Annotated in this window: 18 protein-coding genes; 15 read left to right on the top strand and 3 right to left on the bottom strand. The window is 61.1% G+C overall.

All coding sequences use genetic code 11. The features are described 5' to 3' along the window. The first annotated feature begins 50 nt into the window (after positions 1-50). Positions 51-1745: an NAD-dependent malic enzyme gene (locus G411_RS0105815; RefSeq protein WP_022958235.1), complete on the top strand. Its 1695-nt coding sequence runs from the start codon at positions 51-53 to the stop codon at positions 1743-1745. On the opposite strand, the gene G411_RS21345 is transcribed toward G411_RS0105815, so the two are convergent. Then, on the bottom strand, positions 1742-2386 hold the full coding sequence (locus tag G411_RS21345) for a TetR/AcrR family transcriptional regulator (protein ID WP_022958234.1): 645 nt from the start codon (positions 2384-2386) through the stop codon (positions 1742-1744). The genes G411_RS0105815 and G411_RS21345 overlap by 4 nt on opposite strands. A 165-nt stretch (positions 2387-2551) precedes the next feature. Between G411_RS21345 and G411_RS0105805 the strand changes: the two genes are divergently transcribed. The 10 genes from G411_RS0105805 (at position 2552) to G411_RS19520 (ending at position 14465) form a co-directional block, all read left to right on the top strand. After that, positions 2552-3709 (top strand): sulfotransferase family protein, encoded by a 1158-nt coding sequence (locus tag G411_RS0105805; RefSeq protein ID WP_022958233.1) that lies wholly within the window; start codon positions 2552-2554, stop codon positions 3707-3709. After that, positions 3706-4584 (top strand): SDR family NAD(P)-dependent oxidoreductase, encoded by an 879-nt coding sequence (locus tag G411_RS19535; RefSeq protein ID WP_022958232.1) that lies wholly within the window; start codon positions 3706-3708, stop codon positions 4582-4584. The genes G411_RS0105805 and G411_RS19535 overlap by 4 nt, the downstream gene beginning before the upstream one ends. Next, a complete protein-coding gene (locus G411_RS0105795) occupies positions 4581-5972 on the top strand; it encodes a hypothetical protein (RefSeq protein WP_022958231.1) in 1392 nt (463 codons plus the stop codon). Before G411_RS19535 ends, G411_RS0105795 begins: the two co-directional genes overlap by 4 nt. Positions 5973-6041: 69 nt before the next feature. After that, a complete protein-coding gene (locus tag G411_RS0105790; protein WP_022958230.1) occupies positions 6042-6482 on the top strand; it encodes a nuclear transport factor 2 family protein in 441 nt (146 codons plus the stop codon). A gap of 75 nt (positions 6483-6557) precedes the next feature. Next, complete coding sequence (locus G411_RS22245) at positions 6558-6998, top strand: MarR family winged helix-turn-helix transcriptional regulator (protein ID WP_028968188.1); 441 nt, start codon at positions 6558-6560, stop codon at positions 6996-6998. A 79-nt stretch (positions 6999-7077) separates the two neighbouring features. Further along, positions 7078-9411 carry an efflux RND transporter permease subunit gene (locus G411_RS19530; protein WP_028968187.1) on the top strand — a complete coding sequence of 778 codons (2334 nt, stop codon included), beginning with the start codon at positions 7078-7080 and terminating at the stop codon, positions 9409-9411. Next, a complete protein-coding gene (locus G411_RS21340) occupies positions 9411-10211 on the top strand; it encodes an outer membrane lipoprotein-sorting protein (protein ID WP_051151255.1) in 801 nt (266 codons plus the stop codon). The genes G411_RS19530 and G411_RS21340 overlap by 1 nt, the downstream gene beginning before the upstream one ends. Further along, positions 10208-11494: a DUF1302 family protein gene (locus G411_RS0105770; RefSeq protein WP_022958228.1), complete on the top strand. Its 1287-nt coding sequence runs from the start codon at positions 10208-10210 to the stop codon at positions 11492-11494. The genes G411_RS21340 and G411_RS0105770 overlap by 4 nt, the downstream gene beginning before the upstream one ends. A gap of 67 nt (positions 11495-11561) precedes the next feature. Further along, positions 11562-13349: a Na/Pi cotransporter family protein gene (locus tag G411_RS19525; protein WP_022958227.1), complete on the top strand. Its 1788-nt coding sequence runs from the start codon at positions 11562-11564 to the stop codon at positions 13347-13349. 57 nt (positions 13350-13406) lie between these two features. After that, entirely contained in the window at positions 13407-14465 is a 1059-nt protein-coding gene (locus G411_RS19520) for an esterase/lipase family protein (RefSeq protein ID WP_022958226.1), read from the top strand. A 4-nt stretch (positions 14466-14469) separates the two neighbouring features. Here G411_RS19520 and G411_RS0105755 read toward each other — a convergent pair whose 3' ends face one another. Next, positions 14470-15735, bottom strand: coding sequence for an NADH:flavin oxidoreductase/NADH oxidase family protein (locus G411_RS0105755; protein ID WP_022958225.1), 1266 nt, complete (start codon positions 15733-15735; stop codon positions 14470-14472). Between the two features lie 94 nt (positions 15736-15829). Then, positions 15830-16633 carry a DODA-type extradiol aromatic ring-opening family dioxygenase gene (locus G411_RS0105750; RefSeq protein WP_028968185.1) on the bottom strand — a complete coding sequence of 268 codons (804 nt, stop codon included), beginning with the start codon at positions 16631-16633 and terminating at the stop codon, positions 15830-15832. Positions 16634-16939: 306 nt separating this feature from the next. Between G411_RS0105750 and G411_RS0105745 the strand changes: the two genes are divergently transcribed. The 4 genes from G411_RS0105745 to G411_RS21335 are packed head-to-tail and all read left to right on the top strand — an operon-like array spanning position 16940 to position 21361. Further along, on the top strand, positions 16940-17713 hold the full coding sequence (locus tag G411_RS0105745; RefSeq protein ID WP_022958223.1) for a DUF3348 family protein: 774 nt from the start codon (positions 16940-16942) through the stop codon (positions 17711-17713). Continuing rightward, positions 17710-19998: a DUF802 domain-containing protein gene (locus tag G411_RS0105740; protein WP_022958222.1), complete on the top strand. Its 2289-nt coding sequence runs from the start codon at positions 17710-17712 to the stop codon at positions 19996-19998. The genes G411_RS0105745 and G411_RS0105740 overlap by 4 nt, the downstream gene beginning before the upstream one ends. Further along, on the top strand, positions 19995-20630 hold the full coding sequence (locus tag G411_RS0105735; protein ID WP_022958221.1) for an OmpA family protein: 636 nt from the start codon (positions 19995-19997) through the stop codon (positions 20628-20630). The genes G411_RS0105740 and G411_RS0105735 overlap by 4 nt, the downstream gene beginning before the upstream one ends. After that, positions 20627-21361, top strand: a complete 735-nt coding sequence (locus G411_RS21335; protein WP_022958220.1) for a DUF2894 domain-containing protein — start codon at positions 20627-20629, stop codon at positions 21359-21361. The genes G411_RS0105735 and G411_RS21335 overlap by 4 nt, the downstream gene beginning before the upstream one ends. Positions 21362-21586 lie beyond the last annotated feature (225 nt).

The raw sequence follows: 21586 nt of genomic DNA, 5'->3' as shown, positions 1-21586 counted from the left end.
CGGCGCAGACGTTCGTCAGCGCCTCTCATCCTTTGCCAATAAGGTCTGCCATGAACTCGGAGAAGCCGCTTTATATTTCTGTTGCTGGTCCCGCCCTGCTGGAAACACCGTTGTTGAACAAAGGCTCTGCGTTTACCGAGCGTGAGCGTCGCAGTTTTAATCTGATGGGGCTGTTGCCGCCGCGTTACGAAAGTATTGATGAGCAGGTTGAACGGGCTTACATGCAGTACTGCAGCTTCGACGAGCCCATTAACAAACACATCTATTTGCGCGTAGTGCAGGACAATAACGAAACCTTGTTTTACCGCCTGCTCAACGACCATCTCGAAGAGATGCTGCCGATTATTTATACCCCCACGGTGGGCGAAGCCTGCGAGCATTTTTCCGATATTTACCGCAGTGCCCGCGGCATCTTCGTGTCGTATGAAGAGCGGGAGTTCATGGATGACATTCTGCACAGCGTCACCAAAGACAAGGTCAAGGTGCTGGTGGTTACCGACGGCGAGCGCGTACTGGGTCTGGGCGACCAGGGCATTGGCGGCATGGGTATTCCCATCGGCAAGCTGTCGCTGTACACCGCCTGCGGCGGCATCAGCCCGGCCTACACCCTGCCGGTGGTGCTGGATGTGGGCACCAATAACCAGAAGTTACTCGACGACCCCATGTATATGGGCATGCGCCACCCGCGTATCGGTCGCGATGATTACGACGCTTTTGTCGACCAGTTTATCGAGGCGGCCCAGCGCCGCTGGCCCGGCGTACTGATTCAGTTCGAGGATTTCGCGCAGCCCAATGCCATGCCGATTCTGGAACGCCACAAGGATTCGGTGTGCTGTTTCAACGACGATATTCAAGGTACCGCTGCCGTCACGTTAGGAACGGTACTGTCGGCCTGCGCGCGGAAAGGCGAGCGCCTGCGGGACCAGAATATTGTCTTTGTCGGCGCCGGTTCGGCGGGTTGCGGTATTGCCGAGCAACTGATCCGCGCCATGGTTGATGAGGGGCTGGATGAGCCCAGTGCCCGCTCACAGGTTTATATGGTAGATCGCTATGGTCTGCTGGTTGAGGGTATGACTGGGCTGCGGGATTTTCAGGCCCGGCTGGCGCAGCCACATCATGTCGTCGCCGATTGGCAGTACGAGGGCGAGTACCCCAGTTTGCTGGACGTGGCGAACCATATCCAAACCGGCATCCTCATCGGCGTATCCGGTCAGCCGGGGCTGTTCAGTGAGGCGGCGATTCGCGCCATTCACGAGCGTTGCGAGCGGCCGATTATCCTGCCGTTGAGTAATCCCTCCCGACAGGTTGAGGCGCGTCCTGAACAGGTACTGGCGTGGACGAGTGGGCAGGCCATCGTAGCTACCGGCAGTCCCTTCGAGCCGGTGGTGTACCAGGGCGAGCGCTATGAAATCTCCCAGTGCAATAACAGCTATATTTTCCCCGGCATTGGTCTCGGCGTCATTGCCAGCAAAGCCAGCCGGGTGAGTGATGGCATGTTGATGGCCGCCAGCCGCTGTCTGGCTGAGAGTGCCTCGGCGTATCACACCAAACCCAATGTGCTGCTGCCACCGCTGACCTCGCTGGCGCGTCTGAGTCGTGAAATCGCCTTTGCGGTGGCCAAGGTGGCTCAGGCCGAGGGGCTGGCTGTAGAGCGCAGTGACGAGGAACTGTACGACGCCATCGAGCGCAACTTCTGGTTGCCGGAATACCGCGAATACCGCCGGATTGCCGCTCGCGCGCGCTAGCGGTTTTCCCCGGTCAGATAAGCCAGTAGCAATTGCAGCAGCTCCTCTCTGAAGGCCGGTTCGGCCAGCAGGGAAGGCTGCTGGCTCAGGGCCTGGCGCAGATTGCCCTGCAGCGTTTGCCTGACGAGCAGGCTGCGCAGTGCGGGATTCCCGTGGCAGCATTTGCCGGATAACCACTGTTCCAGCCATTCCTCCCAGGACGGATTGTTCAGCGCCTGCGTGAGACGGTTCACGCGCTGGTGGATATCAAAGCTGTGCTGATACTCCCGGAAAAATTCCGGATCGAGCTTCTGCAGGGCCAGCAGTTGCTCGCATTCCAGCGCGATAATCGCCGCCAGCGTGTCCCGAACAGAGCAACTCGACAGGGCCTGAATATCGCGAAAACGTCGCCGGGCATTCTCTGCCAGCTCTTCCAGCAATGCGTCGTAAACCTCGCTGAGAATCGCCTCTTTGCTGGGGAAGTACTGGTACAGCGAGGCGATATTTACGCCGGCCACATCGGCGATATGCTGGGTCGTCAGGCGCTCGGCGCCCTCTTTCTCCAGAATTTTCAGACAGGCCTGCTGAATGGCTTCCACGGTCATCAGCGAGCGGCTCTGTTTGGGGCGTTTGCGTGGGCGGGGTGGCGTGTTTGGCGGCATGGTGGCTCGTAAAATGTAAGGGCGCGGTTGCCCGGCGTGTTGTTGTTATAAAAAACTATTTTTTATCAATGGCTTAGCTACTTATGCGGATGGCGGTAATGCCAGTTGTCGCGCTGCATTCCTGTGCCTAGGCTACAGAGCATCCTACTGTGACGGGAGTGCTTTGTGTACGTCGATATCGAAACTTATCTGAAAGTGTTGCGCCATGTCTGGTCGCTGCGCGGTTGGCCGGGGCGGCGCAAGATGCTGCTGCGACTGTTGATTGTCGTACCGGTGCTGACGCTGTTCAACAGCCTGTGCTTCCTGCTGGATTATCTGCTGTTTCCCCGTTTGTGGTGGCAGCGCGTCGAGCGCCCGGTCTTTATCGTGGGGCATGCCCGCAGCGGAACCACGTTGGCGCACCGCCTGCTGGCTGCTGACGGCGATAACTTCAGCTACTTCCTCTACTGGGAGCTGTTTTTCCCTTCGCTGCTGCAAAAGCGGGTGATCCGCTGGCTGGGCAAGCTGGATCGGGCGATGGGTGGCCCCTGTATTCGTCGCCTGCGGGCTTGGGACGACCGCACTTTCGGCCGCTTCCGCCATATCCATGACATGAGCCTGTGGAATGCGGAAGAGGATCAGTTCGTTATGCAGGCGGCGTTTTTGTCGCAGCAATGGGCATTGGACGTGCCGATGATGGATCAGGTCGACCTGTTTCACGTCGATCAAATGCCGGCAAAAAAGCGTCGGCGCTGGCTGCACCACTACCGCGAATGTGTGAAACGGCAGTTGCTGCTCAACGGCGGCGACCGCATCCACCTCAGCAAAAATCCGCTGATGAGCGGTTGGGTCGAGGCGCTGATTGAAACCTTCCCCGATGCCCGCATCGCGGTCATGGTGCGCAACCCCACGCAGTGTATTCCCAGCACCCTGAAACTGCTGGAACTGACCTGGAAGGGCAAGGGCTGGACGCCCGAGCAGTACGGCCCCTCCCTGCAGGCGATGACTGAAATTTCCTTCGACTCGCTGCTGTGGCCCCGACAGGCGCTGGCGAAGCACAAGGCGACCCCGCAGATCTTTGTGGATTATCGTGATATCACCCGCCAGCCCCGGGAAACCGTCCACCGCATCTACGCCGCATTGGGCATGTCGGTATCACCCAGTTACGAGCAGTGGTTAGTCGACCAGGAAGATCGAGAGCGCGGGCACGCGACTCATTTTGAATACAGCATCGACGACTACGATTTGGCAGTGGAAGACATCGAGTCGCGACTCGCGCCCCTGTTCGAGCAATACCAGTGGCCGCGTGTGAGCGAGGCAACGCTTGAGGGACAGCAGGCATGAATCGACTGGAGGGAAAAACCGCGCTGATTACCGGCGCCAGTCGCGGCATCGGTCTGGCGATGGCGCAGCGCTTTGCCGCCGAAGGTGCACGACTTATCTTGGTCGCGTCGCGCATGGGGAGTCATGGCCGCCTGCCGGGCACGCTTGAATCGGCGGTTGAGGGGATTCGGCGCGCAGGCGGTGAAGCCCACGCCGTCGTCTGCAATTTGAGCGACGCCGACGCTCGCGCCGACCTGATTACGCGGGCTCAGCAGCAAGTCGGTCCGCTGGACATTCTGGTGAACAATGCGGCGGGCGCCAAAATGGGGCTGCCCAGTCAGGTGAGCGCGGACGACCGTCGCTGGATGATGGAGCTGAACCTGAATGCCCCTATCGATCTGGCGCAACAGGCGCTACCGGGGATGCGTGAACGCGGGGCAGGTTGGATTCTCAACATCAGTTCGGCGACCAGCGAGCAGCCGTTGGTGCCCTATCGCGACTCGGCGGTGGCGGCCCATGTGATTGCCGCCTACGGGGCGACCAAGGCGGCACTCAATCGCTATACCGAGGGCCTGGCCCATGAAGTGGCCGGCGAGGGGGTGTGGGTGAACAGTCTGGCACCGGAGAGCATTGTGCTCACGCCGGGTGCCGAGCAGGTCCGCGATATTGCGCGCCGTCATCCCGATATGGCGGAGCCGGTCGAGGTCATGATCGAGGCGGCGCTGCTGCTGTGTACGGGGCGTTATGTCGGGCAAATCGCCTACAGTCGCCGCCTGCTGCACGCCACTGGGCAAGATGTTTACAGCCTGGATGGCAGCACGCGGCTGGGGGATGCCCTGATGCCCGCCGAGATCGATGCCGACCGCAATACGACTGATAAGGAGTCCGAGCAATGAGTACCGAGCAGTTGCCACCCGAACAGGCCGCCGACACCCTGCGCGCGGCTTGGGACGACATGATCGCCAGCCTGCAGCAGGCGCGGGATGTGATCGACCAGCCCCAATACGCGCCGCCGGAGGCCAGCGACCGGGTACTGGCCGAGGGCTATCGTTACCTGTCAGGTTTTATGCACCATGCGGTGGAGCGCGCCTTCCACGAAGATCCCGACAGACCGGCGTTTCGCAACGCCCTGTCGGTGTACAACAAGGCCACTATCGACAACGCGGATGCGATTTATTTCTACGCGCCCATCGATGGCCGCAAGCGCTACAAAGTCACCGCGACGCTGCCCGACTGCCGCCACTGGCAGGGACAGGCGAGGGCAGAGCAGGGGCCGCTGGCACCGCAGTACTTGATTTTTGAAGTGACGGGCGGCCCGATTGCCGGTGATACCGGCGATCTGCGCGAGTTGATGCCCGGCGGCCGCACCGGCTTTGGCGCGCTGGATATCAGTCAGTTGCAAATTGGCGATGACAATACGCTGGAAATCCTGCTCGCACCCGAGCGCCCGGAGGGCTATACCGGCAACTTTTTCGCCACCCGCAAGCCGCCGTCGTCGCGTGCTCCGGAGAGCGGTGACCGCTACGCCACCTACATCAGCGGTCGTCAGCTGTTCTACGACTGGGCGCGAGAAGTCCCCGTGCCGCTGACGATTACCGCACTGGACGACGAGGGGCTGCCGCCTGCGCCGCTGGATAGCGAGCACGCTGCCGTAAAGCTGCGTCGCATGGGTGAAATTGTCAGTGGTCAGATGCGCTTCTGGCAGTCGTTTTACGACCGCGTGCTCAACTGTCATCAGCGCCATGACGACGGCGGGCGCTATTACATGCCGGTGAATGCCTACAACCAGCCCAATGCGGCGTCGGGAGATACCGGCGGCGGAATGAGCACCAATATCTATGCGGGCGGCATGTTCGATCTGGCCGAGGATGAGGCGCTGTACATCGAAGCGCGTTACCACGGTGAACCGGTGTACAGCGGCCTGCATCTCGGCAATCTCTGGGGCGAGTCGCCGGACTATGCCAATCATCAGAGCAGCCTGAATGGCTTTCAGATGCATGACGATGGCGACGGCGTGCAGCGCTGGGTGGTGGCGCATCGTGACCCCGGCGTGCCCAACTGGATTGATACCACAGGGCTGCCGCAGGGTTACCTGTCGAATCGCTGGGCCTACTCCACCTTGCCGCCTAAAGCGCAGTGGCCGACGATTCAGGCGACCAAGATCGCCTTCAGCGAGATTGTGGCAATGTTTCCCGAGGGCACGCCGCAGATCAGCCCTGAGCAGCGCCGTCAGCAGATTGCCATCCGTCAGCAGCATGTGCAAAGACGCTTCCGGGTGTTTTAATCTCTGCCCTCAATATCGCTGCGTCAGCCGCCGCAGCGAGGGCAATGATGGATAAGGGAGTTCTTCTTCTTGGCACACACTACGTTGGAAACGCTGCTCGCCGAACGCGACATTCAACAGCAATTGATCCGCTTTGCGCGGGCGATGGATGCGCGCGACTGGGCCGCCATGGCGGCGATTCTCAGCGACGATGCCGTGGCCGATTTTGGTCTCGGGCCGGTGGTCGGCAGAGACGAAGTCGTTGCGTCGATTCGCCCCTATCTCGAAGCCTGTGGTCCCAGCCAGCATTTACTGGGTAACTTCCTCATCGAGGTGCGTGGCGACAGCGCTTACAGTGAGACCTACGTCGCCGATCTGCATCTGAGCAAAGACCCCGCCAGCGAACTGAGCTTCCGCACATTGGGCAATTACTCCGACCGCTGGGTGCGGCGCGACGGCGTCTGGCTGCTGTGCTCTCGCCACAAAGACAATCGCGCCACGGTCGGCAGCATGGACGTCTTCAAGCCCTAGCGTATGTCGACGCAGGCTTAAAAAAATGCTGTGAGAGGCTTTACATGTGTATATACACGGTTTAGTCTCTCAGCCATGAATAACGACGACCTGCAAAAAGTCTACGGCCATTGCGCCGCCTACCGTGCTCGCGCGGCGGCCCGCCGTATTACCCGCGACTATGACGACGCCCTCAAGCCTTTCGGCCTGAAAGTCACTCAATTCACCGTGCTCGCCGCCATTGCCGGACTGAATCCCAGCTCGACGTCCAAGCTCGCCAAAGGGCTCGCCATGGAGCGGACCTCACTGGTGCGCACGCTGGAACTGATGCAAAAGAATGGCTGGTTGCGCCTGGGGCCGGAGGGCTATCGCCGGGAGCAGAGAATGTCGCTGACGGCTGATGGCGAGGCCTTGTTGGCGCGCGCGCTGCCCGCCTGGGCAGCCGTGCAAGAACGCTTCGAGCGCCGGGTGGGCAAGCAACGCTGGGAAGAGAATAAAGACTGGTTGCTCGATATCGCTTTTGGTGACGACGGCTAAAAAAATTTGGCCCGTAACGTGTATATACACTACATGGCGGCGCCGACTTTGGGCGGCGCTAAATGAGAAGGAGAACACCATGAATGCAGAAGGGGTATTCAAACAGCTTCTCCAGTGGCGCTGGGCGCTGCTGGGGCTGTCAATCGCGCTGTTTCTGGGGCTGGCGGCGCAGGCGCCCGGCCTGAACAAGGACACCAGTTCCGATGCCTTTATCGATCCGCAGGACGCGGCGCTGCTCAACCGAGATCGCGTAGAAGAAATTTTTGGTCTGTCCGATCCCATCGTGGTGGCGGTGGTGAACAAGGGAGACGCGGGCATCTACAACCCCGGTTCGATGAAGCTGCTGGCCTGGCTGACCGAGCGCCTGCAACACACGCCGAATATCGATCCCGACCGGGTGACATCGCTGGCCACCGAATCCTTTATCACCGGCACAGACGAGGGAATGGAGCTGGAGGATTTCTTCGACCCGCTGCCGGAAAGCGCCGAGCAACTCGCCCGCATTCGGGCGGGGGTGGACAGCTTCCCCCTGTTTCAGGGCGCGTTGGTGGCGCGCAACGGTCAGGCCACGCTGGTAGTGGCCGAGCTGATTAATCCCGATCAGGCTACCGAGACCTACGACGCCATTGTCAGCGCCTTGGATGAAGCCCCGCTGTCGCCCGGCGACCGTCTCCATGTGACCGGCGAGGGCGCAGTGGCGGCCTATCTGTCCAGCTATGTGGACCGCGACGCCCAGCGCCTGAACCCACTGGCGGCGGTGGTCATTACGCTGGTGTTGTTGCTGGCCTTTCGCAGCCTGCGCAGCGCCATTTTGCCGAATCTGATTGTGTTGATGACCGTCGCCACCACCGTCGGCAGTATGGCCGCTGCCGGGGTGAGTTTCTACGTGATTACCAACGGCCTGATGGTGTGCATGATCGGCATTGCGGTGGCTGACTCTGTGCATATTTTCAGCCAGTACTATGAGGAAATCCGCCGCGATCCCGATGCCGATGGCCGCACGATTGTGGCGCGCAGTATGGCGGCCATGTGGCGTCCCATCACGCTGACTTCGCTGACCACCATCGCAGGGTTTGCGGCGCTGGCGCTGACCACCACTATGCCGCCGATTTTCTACTTTGGGGTATTCGGCGCGCTGGCCGTGGCACTGGCCTGGCTGTTTTCCATGACCACCTTGCCCAGCCTGCTGTCGCTATTGCGGCCCAAAGCCAGTCGCAGTTTTGCGGTCGGCCAGCAGCCGCTGGCACAGAGCAATGCCTCGGCGCGGGCAATGGACCGGCTGGGCCGCGTCGTGCTGGCGCGCCCCGGAAGAGCGGCGACGGTCATTTTGCTCGCGGCGCTGCTCGGCGGTGTCGGCTCGGTTTGGGTGGAGGCGAATGAAGAACGTATTGCCAGCTTTCAGTCCTCCGAGCCTATCTTTATAGCCGACCGGGAAATCAATCGCTTGATGGACGGCACCTACTACCTGGATGTGGTGATCGAAGCTGACCAGCCCGAGGGGATTTATTCCCCTGATGTACTGCTGCGCATGGAGCAAACCCAGCGCTATCTGGAAAGCCTGCCCGGCGTCGGCGGCACCACCTCCATCGTCGATTACATCAAGCGCATGTATCAGGCCGTCAACGAGGATGATCCGGCCTATTTCCGCATCCCCGATGACAAGACGCTGATCGCCCAGCTGTTTCTGCTGTACTCCGCCTCCGGTGACCCGGCGGACTTCGAGGAGGAAATCGACGGTGAGCGGCGGCTGGCGTTGATTCGCGCCAATGTGTCGGCCAACCGCTATCAGGACAATGTTCGCTTGGTGGAAGCGGCCGAGCACTGGCTGCAGCAGCACTATCCCGATGCCGGGGCGACGGCCACCCTGACCGGCGATTTGAACGTCGATTATCACTGGATTCGCGGCATTGTACGCGCCAACCTGCTCAGCATTGTGTTTTGTCTGGGCGCCGTGTGGCTGATGGCCTCACTGCTGTTCCGCTCGGTGGTCGCCGGGGTTTTTGCCGTATTGCCGGTCGCGGTGGCAGTGCTGTTTGTCTACGCGGTGATGGGGGTGTTTGGCATCTGGTTGGGCGTGAGCACCTCCATGTTTGCCTCCATTGCCATTGGTCTGGGCGTGGACTTTTCCATTCATACCCTGCACAGCCTGCGCGAGCGTCTGTCGTCACAACAGGGTGACTGGCGAGACGCGCTGAGTGGCGTCTATGCCTCCACGGGGCGCGCCCAGTTTTTCAACTTCCTCGCCATTGCGCTGGGTTTTGCGGTGTTGACCACTTCGACCGTGCCGCCACTGGTGAAATTCGGTGCGCTGGTCGGCGTCGCTGTCGCCTCGGCCTTTCTTGCCGCCATGATCCTGTTGCCGGCACTGGCCTTGTTATTCAAACCCCGTTTTCTGAACAGGAGTGCCTTGTGATGCGTATTTTCCCCCGCGTGTTTTTCAGTGTGTGTTGCCTGTCCATCTCCCTGTCGGCCCTGGCCGACAATCGCGCCCGCGAGGTGATGGCGGCGGTCAATGCCCGCGATGACGGCCAACAGCTCAGTCGTACGATGACGCTGGAATTGACCGACCGGCGCGGCATTGCCCGCGTCGAAAAGACTATCGGCTACCGTCGCTATTTCGGCGACGACAAGAAGACGGTGATCTTCTACACCGAGCCCGGCAATGTGCGCGGCACCGGCTTTCTCACCTGGGATTACGCCGATGCGACGGTCGATGACGATCAGTGGTTGTTTCTGCCCGCCCTGCGCAAAGTCCGGCGGGTGTCGGCCTCGGATCGCGGCGACTACTTCCTCGGCACCGACCTCAGCTACGAGGAAGTGAAAAAAGAAAACAAAATTGAGCTGGCGGATTACCACTACCGCTGGCTGGGCGAGGTAGAGCACGAGGGGCGCAGGCTCACCGAAGTTGAAGCCACGCCGGTCAACGATACGATTCTTCGTGAGATCGGCTACTCAAAAGTGGTGTACGGCATCGATACGGCGATTGCCATGCCGCGCCGCATCGACACCTGGGATATTGCCGGCAACCCGCTGAAGACGATTCGCAATCAACAGATTGAGCAGATCGACGGCATCTGGACCGCCACCGAGGTGCTGGTGGTCAATCACAAAACCGGCCATCGCACCCGCCTGCAGTTCAGCGATATCGACTACCAGACGGCGATTGCCGACCGCGTGTTTACCCGCCAGACCCTCGAGCGGGGGCTGAGATGAATGGGCGGCACGGGGCCCGCGCTCTGCTGTGGCTGTGTGCCGCGAGCTTTGCCGCGCCGCTGGCCGAGGCCGAAGGGCGGGGCAGTTATCGCCTGCGCGTCATTCAAGACCTCGACCACAGCGAGGCACCGCTGCTGGAGCAGCGTTTCGACTACCAGCATACCCAGTACCTTGGCGAGAGTGCGCGGCTGTTTTTCCACGGCCGTCTGCGCAACGAAGACCGCGACCGGCTGGAGCCGGACACGCCCGAGGAACGCCAGTACCGCAGCGCTCTGTCGCGCCGCTATTTTATGGGCACGCGCAGCGAGGCCGAGGTCTATGAGCTGTACGTCGATGGCTACCTTGGCGATACCTTCTATCGTCTGGGCAAGCAGTCGATTGTCTGGGGCACGGCCTTTGGGCTGACGGTATTGGATCTGGTGAACCCGTCCACCTGGCGGGAATTTATTTTGCCCGATCAGGACGAGCGGCGCATTCCGCTGTGGAGTGTGAATATCGAGCGCACGCTGGGCGATTGGGCGGCGCAGTTAATCTGGGTGCCCGATCCGACCTATCGGCAATTGCCGGAGGAAAACGCCCTGTTTGCGCTGCGCGGCTACCGCGATGCCCTGCTCCGGCAGAGCGAGAAGCCCGACGACCCGATCCGCGATGCCGACAGCGGCCTGCGGCTGACGACCTTTGCCGGTGGCTGGGACATCACCCTGAATTACCTCTATCACTACGACGACACGCCGGTAGTCGAGCCGCATGTGATTGATGGCCGTCTTAGCCTTAAGCCACGGTACTACCGCATGCAGACCTTCGGCAGCGCCCTGTCCAATGCCTTTGGCGCGTTCACCCTGCGGGCCGAGCTGGGTTTACATCGCGACCGGCGCTTCACGCCGCAGTTATCTGGCTCTGCCGCCGTCGCGCCGAAGTCGGACGAAGTCAGCGCCGTGCTCGGGGTGGATTACAGCGGCATTCGCGACCTGCTGATCAGCGCCCAGCTTTTTCACAGCCAGGTTATGGATGACCCGCCCGATATCGCCCGCGCGCGTCAGCAGCAGCGAGCCACGTTGCAACTGCGTCGGGACTATCTGAACGACACGCTGCACAGCGAGTTGCAGTGGATACACGACCTCGACCGGCACGACGGTCTCGCCAAGCTGTTTCTGGATTACCAGTTCAGCGCGCGCACAACGGTGAAGTTGGGTGTGGATGTGCTCTACGGCCAAGGCGATGGCGACTTTGGTCAATTCGCCGATAGAGATCGGGCCTACGTCGATATCGAGTATCAATTTTAGCCTTGGCGTTTTCCGTCGCCGCGTTGGAGAATGACGGCTGTTAGTGGATTGTCTTCAGGCTGTCTCGATGCTCAAGAAATTCTCTTTGCCGCTGGTGTTACTGGTGCTCGCCTATGGACTGTGGCGCAGTGCCGACTTTGTCGATATCGCCGCCGGGGTGGCGCTGTTTATGTTCGGCATGGTGCTGCTGGAGCAGGGCTTTAAAACCTTTGCCGGTGGCGCACTGGAAGCGCTGTTGCAGCGCATTACCGACGGCTTCGGCAAGTCCCTGCTGGTGGGGGCGGTCAGCACCACGCTGATGCAGTCCAGCTCGCTGGTGTCACTGCTTACCATCTCCTTTGTCAGCGCCGAGATGATCAGTCTGGCGGCGGGTATCGGCATTATCATGGGCGCCAATATCGGCACCACCACCGGTGCCTGGCTCATTGCCGGTCCCGGTCTGTCGCTGGATATCGGCAGCTATGCCATGCCCATGCTGGTGTTTGGCATGGTGTTTATGATGCAGCGGGGGCGCGGGTTGCGTGCGGCCGGTAATTTACTGCTGGGCGTGGCCTTCCTGTTCCTCGGTATTCACTACATGAAACTGGGATTCGCCGGGTTTCAGGAGGGGGTGGACCTCTCGGCCTACGCCATGACAGGGCTCAAAGGCGTGCTGCTGTACACGCTTATCGGCATGTTGGTTACGGTCATTATGCAGTCCAGCCACGCCACGTTGCTGATTGTGATTACCGCGCTGTCGGCGGGGCAGGTCAGTTACGAGAACGCGTTGGCGCTGGCGATCGGCGCCAACCTCGGCAGCACGGTGACCATTGTGCTGGGCAGTCTCACCTCGAACCTTGCGGGTAAGCGCCTGGCCGGTTCCCACGTGTTATTTAACGTGATCACCGCGACGGTGGCGATTGCGATTCTCCAGCCACTGGCCGAACTGGTGGACATGCTGGCCCGCTTGATCGGTCTGGCGCCCGACAATTACCTGCTGCGGCTGGCGCTGTTTCATACCCTGTTCAACATTCTCGGTGTCCTGTTGCTGGCGCCCTTTGTTGGTCTGCTTGAGCGGGTATTACTGCGCTATGTGCGCAGCAGCGACAAGGGTACTGAACAGCCTCTGTACCTCAATCCCCACGCGCTGGAAACGCCGGCGACCATCGTCAATGCCCTGCGCCTGGAAGTGCTGCATCTTTTCGAAAACGCCTACGGCTTGCTGGCACATGGTTTGAGCTTGAGCCGCAAAACCATCGACTCCGACGAGCCCTTGCATATGGCGGTGGCAAACACCCGGCGCATTATTGCGCTGGATGTGGAAGACGCCTATGAGGGAAAAATCAAACGCCTGCACGGGGACATTGTGGCCTTTATTGTTGCCGCACAAAGTCAGGAGACCACCCGCAGTGTGGCAGAACAGATTTATCTGCTGCGCCAAGCCAGCCGAGCGATTGTGGAAGCGGTGCGCGGCATGAAACACCTGCACCAGCATCTGTCGCGCTACGCCTTGTCGCCGAACCCGGTGGTAAGGGCGCGCTACGACCAGTTGCGCCTGCAGTTGGCCGAGTTGCTGCGTGCCCTGCGCAAGGTGCAGCATGACGGGCCGCCAGAGTCGGGGCTGGAGCCCTTGTTGCAAGACTTGCGTGCGTCAGCAGACTTCGCCAGTCGCTGCCTGATCGACGACCTCGACGAACGGCTGGTTCGCCACGAAATCAGCGCGACCGTGGCCGCAGCCATTATGAACGATCAGGCGGATCTGGAGGCGATTTGCGAAGCCCTGTTACTGGCCTCGGCCACCTTGTTCGGCGCGCCGAAAATAAGTGACGACGACGTGGCTGACTCGGAAACCTTAGAGATGAGTGTCGAGCAATAAACCAAACTTCTGATGCTGTGTTATTGTCGGGCCTATAATCATAATAGGAATACGCCCATGTTGTTACGCCGCCGAAACGGCTCTCGGTCTCTCTCTGTTTTTCTTTTTCTACCGCTCGTCGCGCTGCTCTCGGCCTGCGGCGGATCGTCCAGTTCATCCGGCAGCAGTGGCAGTGGCGGTGGCGGGGCCGCGCTGGCGGAACCGACCTTCGAAACCGAACTGGCCACGCTCAACCAGTCGTTGGTCTGCAATCCCTTTACCGAAACCGGGCCGGTAGTGCTGCTGGTTCACGGCACCTTTACCCACGGTGAAGAGCAGTGGAGCTGGAATTACGAGCCGCTGCTGCTGGAACAGGGCTACGATGTTTGTATTGTCACCTACCCGGATCGCGGTCTGGGCGACGCGCAGATTTCTGCCGAGTACATCGTCAATGCCATCGACCAAATCGCCGACACCGGACGCAAAGTGTCGATCATCGGCCACAGCCAGGGCGGCATGGGTCCGCGCTGGGCTGTGCGCTGGTGGCCCAGTCTGCGCGACAAAATCGACGATATGATCCTGCTGGCCTCACCCAACCACGGCATCGATATTGCCGCGCTGAGCGACCTCGGCTTGCCGGTGCCTGCGGTGTTCTTTCAGTTCCGGTCAGATTCCAACTATATGCAGGCGCTCAACAGTGAAGACGAAACACCGGGAGAGATCGACTACAGCAATATCTACACGCAGTTTGATGAACTTGTGCAACCCGTCTCGCCTGTGCCCACAGCCGCGCTGGACTGGCAGCAGGGCAACCCCAAGGTCGCCAATATTCTGATTCAGGACGTGTGCCCCGGCCGCATTGTGGAGCATGCCACCATTGGTTTGACGGATCGCGCTACCTTCGAACTGGTGCTCGATGCGCTGGCGAATCCCGGTCCGGCCAGCCCCGAACGCGCCGGTGGTGAAATCTGTGGTCTGCTGCCGTTTCTACCCGAGCCCGCCTTGTCGCCCAGCCTGTTGACTGACTTCCTCGACGTGTTCGCCAGCGAGGGCGCGCAGGGCTTTCCCGACTTATCTTTAGCGACGGAAGAACCGCCGCTGAAGTCCTACGCCCAGTCGGCCGCGGTGACCGAGTGAGCGCCTAGCTTCCCCGCGCCACCCGCTTTTTCGCCAGCCGCCGTTCGGTGACGGTGTGGCGAACAAAGGGGGTGATCAGTCCGGGTTTTGGGCGCGGGGTTTTGCCTTCGCTCAAGGCAATAATCTGTTGGTAATACCACTGGGTGGCCAGCCCGAAATTGAGGGTGCGCAGGCTGCGGTTGGGGCTGCGCGGGCCCAGCCAGCCGGGGCCGATGCGGAGTTCTTTTTCCCAGCTTGGGAAGGCGTCCTGTTCGCCACTGAGCAGGTCGCGCACGTCGGGTTGCAGGCACAGGGGGCGGGCAAGGCCGATAACATCCAGAGCGCCGCTGTCCAGAGCGTCCTGCATGGCACTGCGGCTGCGGAAGCCGCCGGTCACCGCCAACGGCACCTTGCAGACCTCGCGGATGCCCGCCGCATAGTCGAGGAAGTAGGCTTCGCGGGCGCGGCTCGCCTTGGCTAGCTTCTCGTCGCGGTCACCCATCAGCGCCAGCTTTTCATAGGTGCCGCCAGAAATTTCCAGCAGGTCGATACCCGCGTCGCTCACCCAGCTTGCCACCTGCAGGCTGTCCTCATGACTGAAGCCGCCCTGAGAGAAATCGGCAGAATTCAGTTTGAGTGCAATCGGGAAGTCGGGGCCTACCGTCTCGCGGCATCGACGAATCACAGTGAGAAGAAAACGGGCGCGGTTTTCCAGACTGCCACCCCAGTCGTCGTCGCGGCGATTCGCCAAGGGCGACAGGAACTGGCTGATCAAATAGCCGTGTGCGGCGTGAATCTGAATACCGCTGAAACCGGTGGCTTTGGCGACGCCCGCCACCCGGGCAAAGCCGCTGATGGCGCGTTGAATATCATCTTCAGTCATGGCGCGCGGACGGCCGAACAGTCCCACGAGCTTGATGCCCACGTCGGAGGGCGCCAGCGGTTGCGACGACACCACTTTCTGGCACTGGCGGCCGGGGTGATTGATTTGCATCCACAGTTGATTGCCGGCGCGCTGACCGGCCATCGCCCAGTGACTGAGCTGAGCTTCGCCGCCGTTGTGGTCGATAACTACATTGCCGGGTCGCTCCAGAAAGCGCCGGTCGATCATCACATTGCCGGTAATCAGTGTGCCCGTGCCGCCTTCTGACCAGCGCTCATACAGTCGCGCCAGGCGGCCGGTGGCGTGGTCCTGTTCGTCGGCCAGCCCTTCGGTCATCGCCGATTTCAGCAGACGGTTGGGCAGTGTTGCGCCGCAGGGCAGGGTAAGCGGATCGGTGAGTAGCGGCATGGTAGTTCCCCAGCTTTTATTATTGTGCAGCTCTCCATTCTGCACAGCCGACCGCGATCAGGCAAACACCGCTCACGGGGCGGCGTTCAGCAGATCAGTACTGCCACAGAAAGGCGCTGCTGAGTTCGCCCATCACCTCGTCGAAGAAAATCCGCGTGGCGGGCCCCGTCGCCATGCCCGCACATACCTGCAGTGGCAGTAAGTGTTCGGCGCGGGGGTGGCAGTGCAGCCCGCCCGGTGCCTGCGGCCAGTTGGCGAGGGCGGTCTGGCGCTGGTCGTCGCTCAGGCCATCATCACAGCAGCGGGCGTCCAGCCAGTCCTCAAACGCCAAGTGAGCGTTGCGGTCCATGCGGCCGCTGAAGTAGGCCTGAAGATTGTGATACGTAGCGCCGGAACCCAGCACCAGCAGGCGTCGATCGCGCAGCGGCGCCAGCGCCCGGCCCATCTCAATATGGGCGGTGCCGTCCAGGCTGCTCAGCAGCGACAGTTGTACCACGGGAATATCCGCCTCGGGGTACATCAGCTTCAGCGGCACGAACATGCCGTGGTCAAAGCCGCGGCTGTTATCGAGGTGCGCAGGAAGCCCCGCACCGACCAGGGCGCGTTGCACATCACAGGCCAGGGTGGGCTGGCCGGGTGCCGGATAGGTAATGTGGTAGGACTCCTCCGGAAAGCCGCTGTAGTCATAGATCAGCTCCGGGCGGGCGGCGCCGGTAATGCGCGCTTCGCTGGCTTCCCAGTGGGCGCTGATCAGCAAAATGGCCTCGGGGCGCGGCAGCTGTTTTCCCAGGTCGCGCAGAAACTGGCTGAGCCGGGCATGACCGGGGTCATCCAGCAGCGGCAGGGGACCGCCACCGTGGGGAATAAACAGAATACTTGCGCCGCGTGCATCACTCATTGAGAGCTCCTTATTCATTGCTCGGCCATGGTACGGAATTCCGTATGCGCTGTCTGGCGCAAAAAATTGCCCAAACTGCGCAGAAAAGCTGATCACTCGGGAGGGCTGCTGTGTTGAATCAGCCCGGAAAATGGCGATAATGGAGCGCAAAAATGCGAAAGCAAAACGAAGAAAGTAGAAGCAACGCCGTTCCACTCCGCCCTGTCAGGGCATCAGTGACCGCCCCGTTTTCCGTCGCGCAAACAGAATGGCCCGCCCCGATTAACTCCGTTCATCGCGGTTGATGAACGCTCGCTATAGGATCTTATGCCCAAGGCTGCCACGCATGTCTCGTCTAATCCGTCGCGACTGGTCCACACTCTCAGTGGGCTGGGTGTGGCGGCGACGGCTGCGCCGCGCAAAGGCTTTGCCGACAAATTGGCCGAACTGATCGACCTGTCTGGCGCCATTGCCCTGTCGGAATCACTCCGTGGCCTGAAGCGTATAAAGGCAGTGGAAACTGAAGCGCAGGGCGATGCGCAAGCCCTGTTTATGGATCGCCGCGCCGAGATGATCGAGGCGATCTCGGCCAGTTTCACGCTTGATCCCGACGCCATGAGCAGCAGCCCGGCGGGCTTTATTCTACCGTCGCCCAATGCCGATACCTTTGGCGATGATGCCGCCGGTTACGCGCCGTATCAGCGGTTTTATGCCCTGCATCAAAGCGAAATGGACCACCGCGTCATCAGCCTGCGCGGCCTGCTGCGCAAACAACTGGCGGCGCGCTCCGAGGCGCTGGCGCAACTGGCCGCGCTCGATACCATGATGGAAACCACGCTCTCCGACTACAGCCGACGCAGTCTGGCGGCACTGCCAAAGCTGCTGGCACAGCACTTTTTTGCTCTGCGCCGGGCTCAGCAGGCGGCCGATGCCGACGCGGGGCAGCCCAGCAATGCCGAACACTGGCTGGCCGATGGCGGTTGGCTCCATCTATTTCATCAGGACATGCAGACACTTCTGCTTGCCGAACTCGCGCTGCGTTTGCAGCCGCTACAGGGCCTGTTGGAAGCCCTGAACTCCGAACACGAGGACACTCCATGACACGATTGCTTTCCCTGGCGGCCTTTGCCATTGGCGCACTGGTTATTCTGTGGATGGGCGTGGCGGTTGCCGCCGGGCATCTGCTGGCGTCGGTGGTGATGTTGCTCATTGCGCTGGCGTACTTCACTGGCGGGGCGGAATTACTGCGCTATCAGCAGGCCACCGGTGCCCTGCACGAGGCGCTGAATCAGCGTGGTGATGTGGAATTGAATCGCTGGCTGGATGCGCTGCCCGACTCACTGCGCAACCCGGTGCGCCAGCGTATCGAGGGCGAATACGTCGGCCTGCCGGTGCCGGTGCTCACCCCGTATCTGGTTGGCTTGCTGGTCATGCTGGGTTTGATGGGCACCTTTGTCGGTATGGTCGAAACCCTGGGCGGCGCCGTGCAGGCGCTGGAGGGCAGTACCGAACTCAGCGCCATCCGCGATGGCCTCACCACGCCGATTAAAGGTCTGGGGATGGCATTTGGCACCTCGGTGGCCGGGGTGGCCGCGTCGGCGATGCTGGGCTTTATTGCCACGCTTAGCCGCCGTGAGCGCATTGCCGTGTCCCGTGAGCTGGACCAGCAGCGCGACAGTCGCTTCCGGGATTATTCGCTCAGTCATCAGCGCCAACAAACCTATTCCGCTCTGCAACAACAGGCCGATGCGCTGCCTGCGGTCGCCAGTCAGCTCACCGCACTGAGCGAGCGTCTGGGAACGATGGGCGAGCAGCTCCGCCAGCAGTTGGTCGATAACCAGCAACAGTTCCAACAGCGCGTGCAGGACGATTTTCAGGCGCTGGCCAGCTCTGTGGCCGAATCACTGAACCGCAGTCTGGCCGACAGCGGTCGTCAGGCTGGCGAAACCATCAAGCCCGTCGTGGAAGGCTTGCTGGCCGGATTGGAGCGCGACCTGCAACAGCGTCACCAGCAGTTTGATGATGCTGCCCAGGCCCGTCTTGAAGCCATGTCCAGCCAGCTTGAGCACAGCGCAGCCACTATTAATACCGCTTGGCAAAAAGGACTGGAAAGCCAGCAGAGCGCCAACCGTGAACTTGCCGATGCGGTGGGCCAAGGCCTCAGCCGCAGCGCCGAGCAGATGGCGGCCGACAGTCGCCAATTGCTGGAGGATGCCGCCCAGCGCAGCGCCGAGGCCCTGCAGGCACAGCGCGATGCCGAAGCCGAGCGTCTGCAACAGTGGCAGGCAGCCTTTGCCAATGCCGAAACCATGCTGTCGGCGGTGGCCCGCTCGTTGGGAGAAGATGCCGAGACCCGCAACGCCGCCCTGAACAGCGTCAACCAGCAGTTGCTTGAACAACAGCGTCAGCAGCTTGAAGAACAGCAGGCCGCCGAACAGCGTTGGCAGGAAAGTGTGGCGGCTCGCAGCACCCAGCTTATCGATGCCCTGCAAGGCCAATTGCAGCAATTGCGTGATGAAGAAGGTCAGCGCGGCGATGCCGCGGTGAGCCGTCTGGAAACCCTGCAGGCAGCCATTGCCGAGCAACTGAGCCAGCAACAGGCTGCCGAGCAGCGCTGGCAGGAAAATGTTTCCGAGCGCAGCGGCGCACTGATTGACGCGCTGCAATCGCAGTTGCAGCAGTTGCGTGACGAGGAAGCCCAGCGTGGCGATGCCGCCGTCAGCCGTCTGGAAACCCTGCAAGCCGCCGTCGCCAGCCAACTGGCTGAACTGGGCAACTCACTGGAAGCGCCGCTGGCCAATCTGATTGAATCCGCCTCAGAGGCGCCCCGTGTCGCGGCTGAGCTGATGGAACAGTTGCGGGGTGAAATCACCAAGAATATCGAGCGCGACAACAGCCTGCTGGATGAGCGCCGCACCTTGATGGAAGAACTGGCCAAACTCACCGATGGCCTGCGCGACAACAGTCAGGCCCAGCGCGAGGCGGTCGAGCAGTTATTGGCCAACAGCGGCGATACGCTCAAGCAACTGGGCGAGCGTTTGGGCGACAGCATCGAACAGCGCGCCAGCCAACTTGCCGAACTCGGAGACCAACTGGCAGGCAGTGCGCTGGAGCTGTCGGGTGTGGGCGAAACCTTCGCTGCCGCCGTGCAGCAGTTTGGCGACAGCAACGGCGAACTATTGGCCGCGCTGGCCAGCGTCGAACACACCCTCAAAGAGAGCGGCGAACGCAGCGACGAACAGATGAGCTACTACGTGGCGCAGGCGCGGGAAATTATCGACCACAACCTGCTCACCCATCAGGATATTCTGGCGCGACTGCAAGCGCTCACCGACAGCGCCGAGCAGCTTGAGCTGAATATGAACACCGAAGGGGCCGACGCGTGAGCCGGGAACTCGACGATGGCCTGAGTCAGGAACCGCCGATCTGGGCGATTTTTGGCGACCTGATGACCGGCATGGTCGGCGTGTTTGTACTGCTGCTGATCTGGGCGCTGGGTTTTCAGTTGGAACTGGCAAAAAGCCTGGAGAAAGAAGTCGCCCAGCGCGAAGTGGAGCAGCAGCGCCGCGCCGTGCTTGAAGAAGCGCTCGCAGCGCCGCTGGCCAGTGGCCGCGTGACCCTGCGCGATGGCCGCATTGGTATCAGCGGCAGCGTACTGTTTTCACTCAACTCCGCCGAATTGCAGGATGAAGGCCGGGCCTTGCTGCGCAGCCTGATTCTCCCCCTCAAACTTTATGTGCAGGAAAACGACCAGTTGTTGATGGTCAGTGGCTTTACCGACGACCTGCCGATTCAGCAGGGTAATCTGCAATTCTCTGATAACTGGGAATTGTCAGCCCAGCGGGCCTTGACCGTCACCCGTGCACTGATTGACGAAGGCATGCCCGCCGATCGCGTGTTTGCCGCCGCCTTTGGCGACCAGCAGCCAGTGGCTGCCAATACCGACGAAGACAGCCGCGCCCGCAACCGCCGCGTGGAAATGGCGCCGGTCCCTCGCGTGAAACAGGAGGGAGAGTGAGTCAGTCTTCACTAACGCCGCTGCCCGCGCTGAAAGAGACCTTGGCGGCCTTGAAGGCGGACTATCCGCACGTCGATCCGCCGCGTCTGCACGGCGCAGAAACGCTGCTGGCGAGGGCGGAACAGCAACGCCCCTCAGTGCAAGCTCCACTGCTTCGCCGCGCTTCAGCGCTGTTGAATGATTACCGGCAAGCCTGTGAAAACAGCGGCGACGGTGAAGGCCGGCTGGCGACAATCGTATCAACGCGTCGTCAGCAACTGGCGCAGCGGCGCAGCGGCGCGGCATCGGCACTGCGCGCGCTGCAACGTCAGCTCAATAGCGAAACGATGACGCCTTCTGAGAGCGCGGAAGGCCGCTCCCCCATCAGCGCCTTACTCCGTCAGCAGGAACTGTCCCTGCTGGGCGGCGCGGCCGACAGCAATGCCGAACCCCGCAGTTCAGAACCGCCGCGAGAACTTCGCGCCCTGCGTCTGCTGCGCAGCCGCCAGCGTCACCAAGACATTGAACAGCGCATCGATCAAGCCATTCAAAACGCGCCGGAAGACCCCGGCCCCCTGAACCCCCAGATGCTCGCCATTCGCGCTCTCAGCAACATGCGCGAACGCTCGCCCGCCTATCTCAAACAGTTTGTCGGCTACCTCGACACCCTGATGTGGCTCGACGCGCAGTCACAGGGTGACGACAGCGGAAAAACCAAAGCCCGCAATCAAAGCCGACGCAAAGCACACTGAACTCTCCTCAAACCATCTGTTTGAACTTGGCTTCCAATGTTCGCTGAAATTGCTATAGTCAAAGAACGATGAAATCCAAAGACGGATTTCCACGGTGAATATGGCACGCTTTTCCAACCCCTCCCCGGAAAAGCCCAATCAAAACAGGCGCATAGGGACATGATGCCAGGACATACAAGACCCCCTCGTTATCCTAATTACCGTGCGCGCACGGTGAATTTTCTG

It is taken from the genome of Spongiibacter tropicus DSM 19543, from assembly GCF_000420325.1.
Taxonomy (GTDB): Bacteria; Pseudomonadota; Gammaproteobacteria; order Pseudomonadales; family Spongiibacteraceae; genus Spongiibacter; species Spongiibacter tropicus.
The sequence above is the reverse complement of the archived record's forward strand: the minus strand, read 5'-3'. Positions and strand labels throughout refer to the sequence as shown.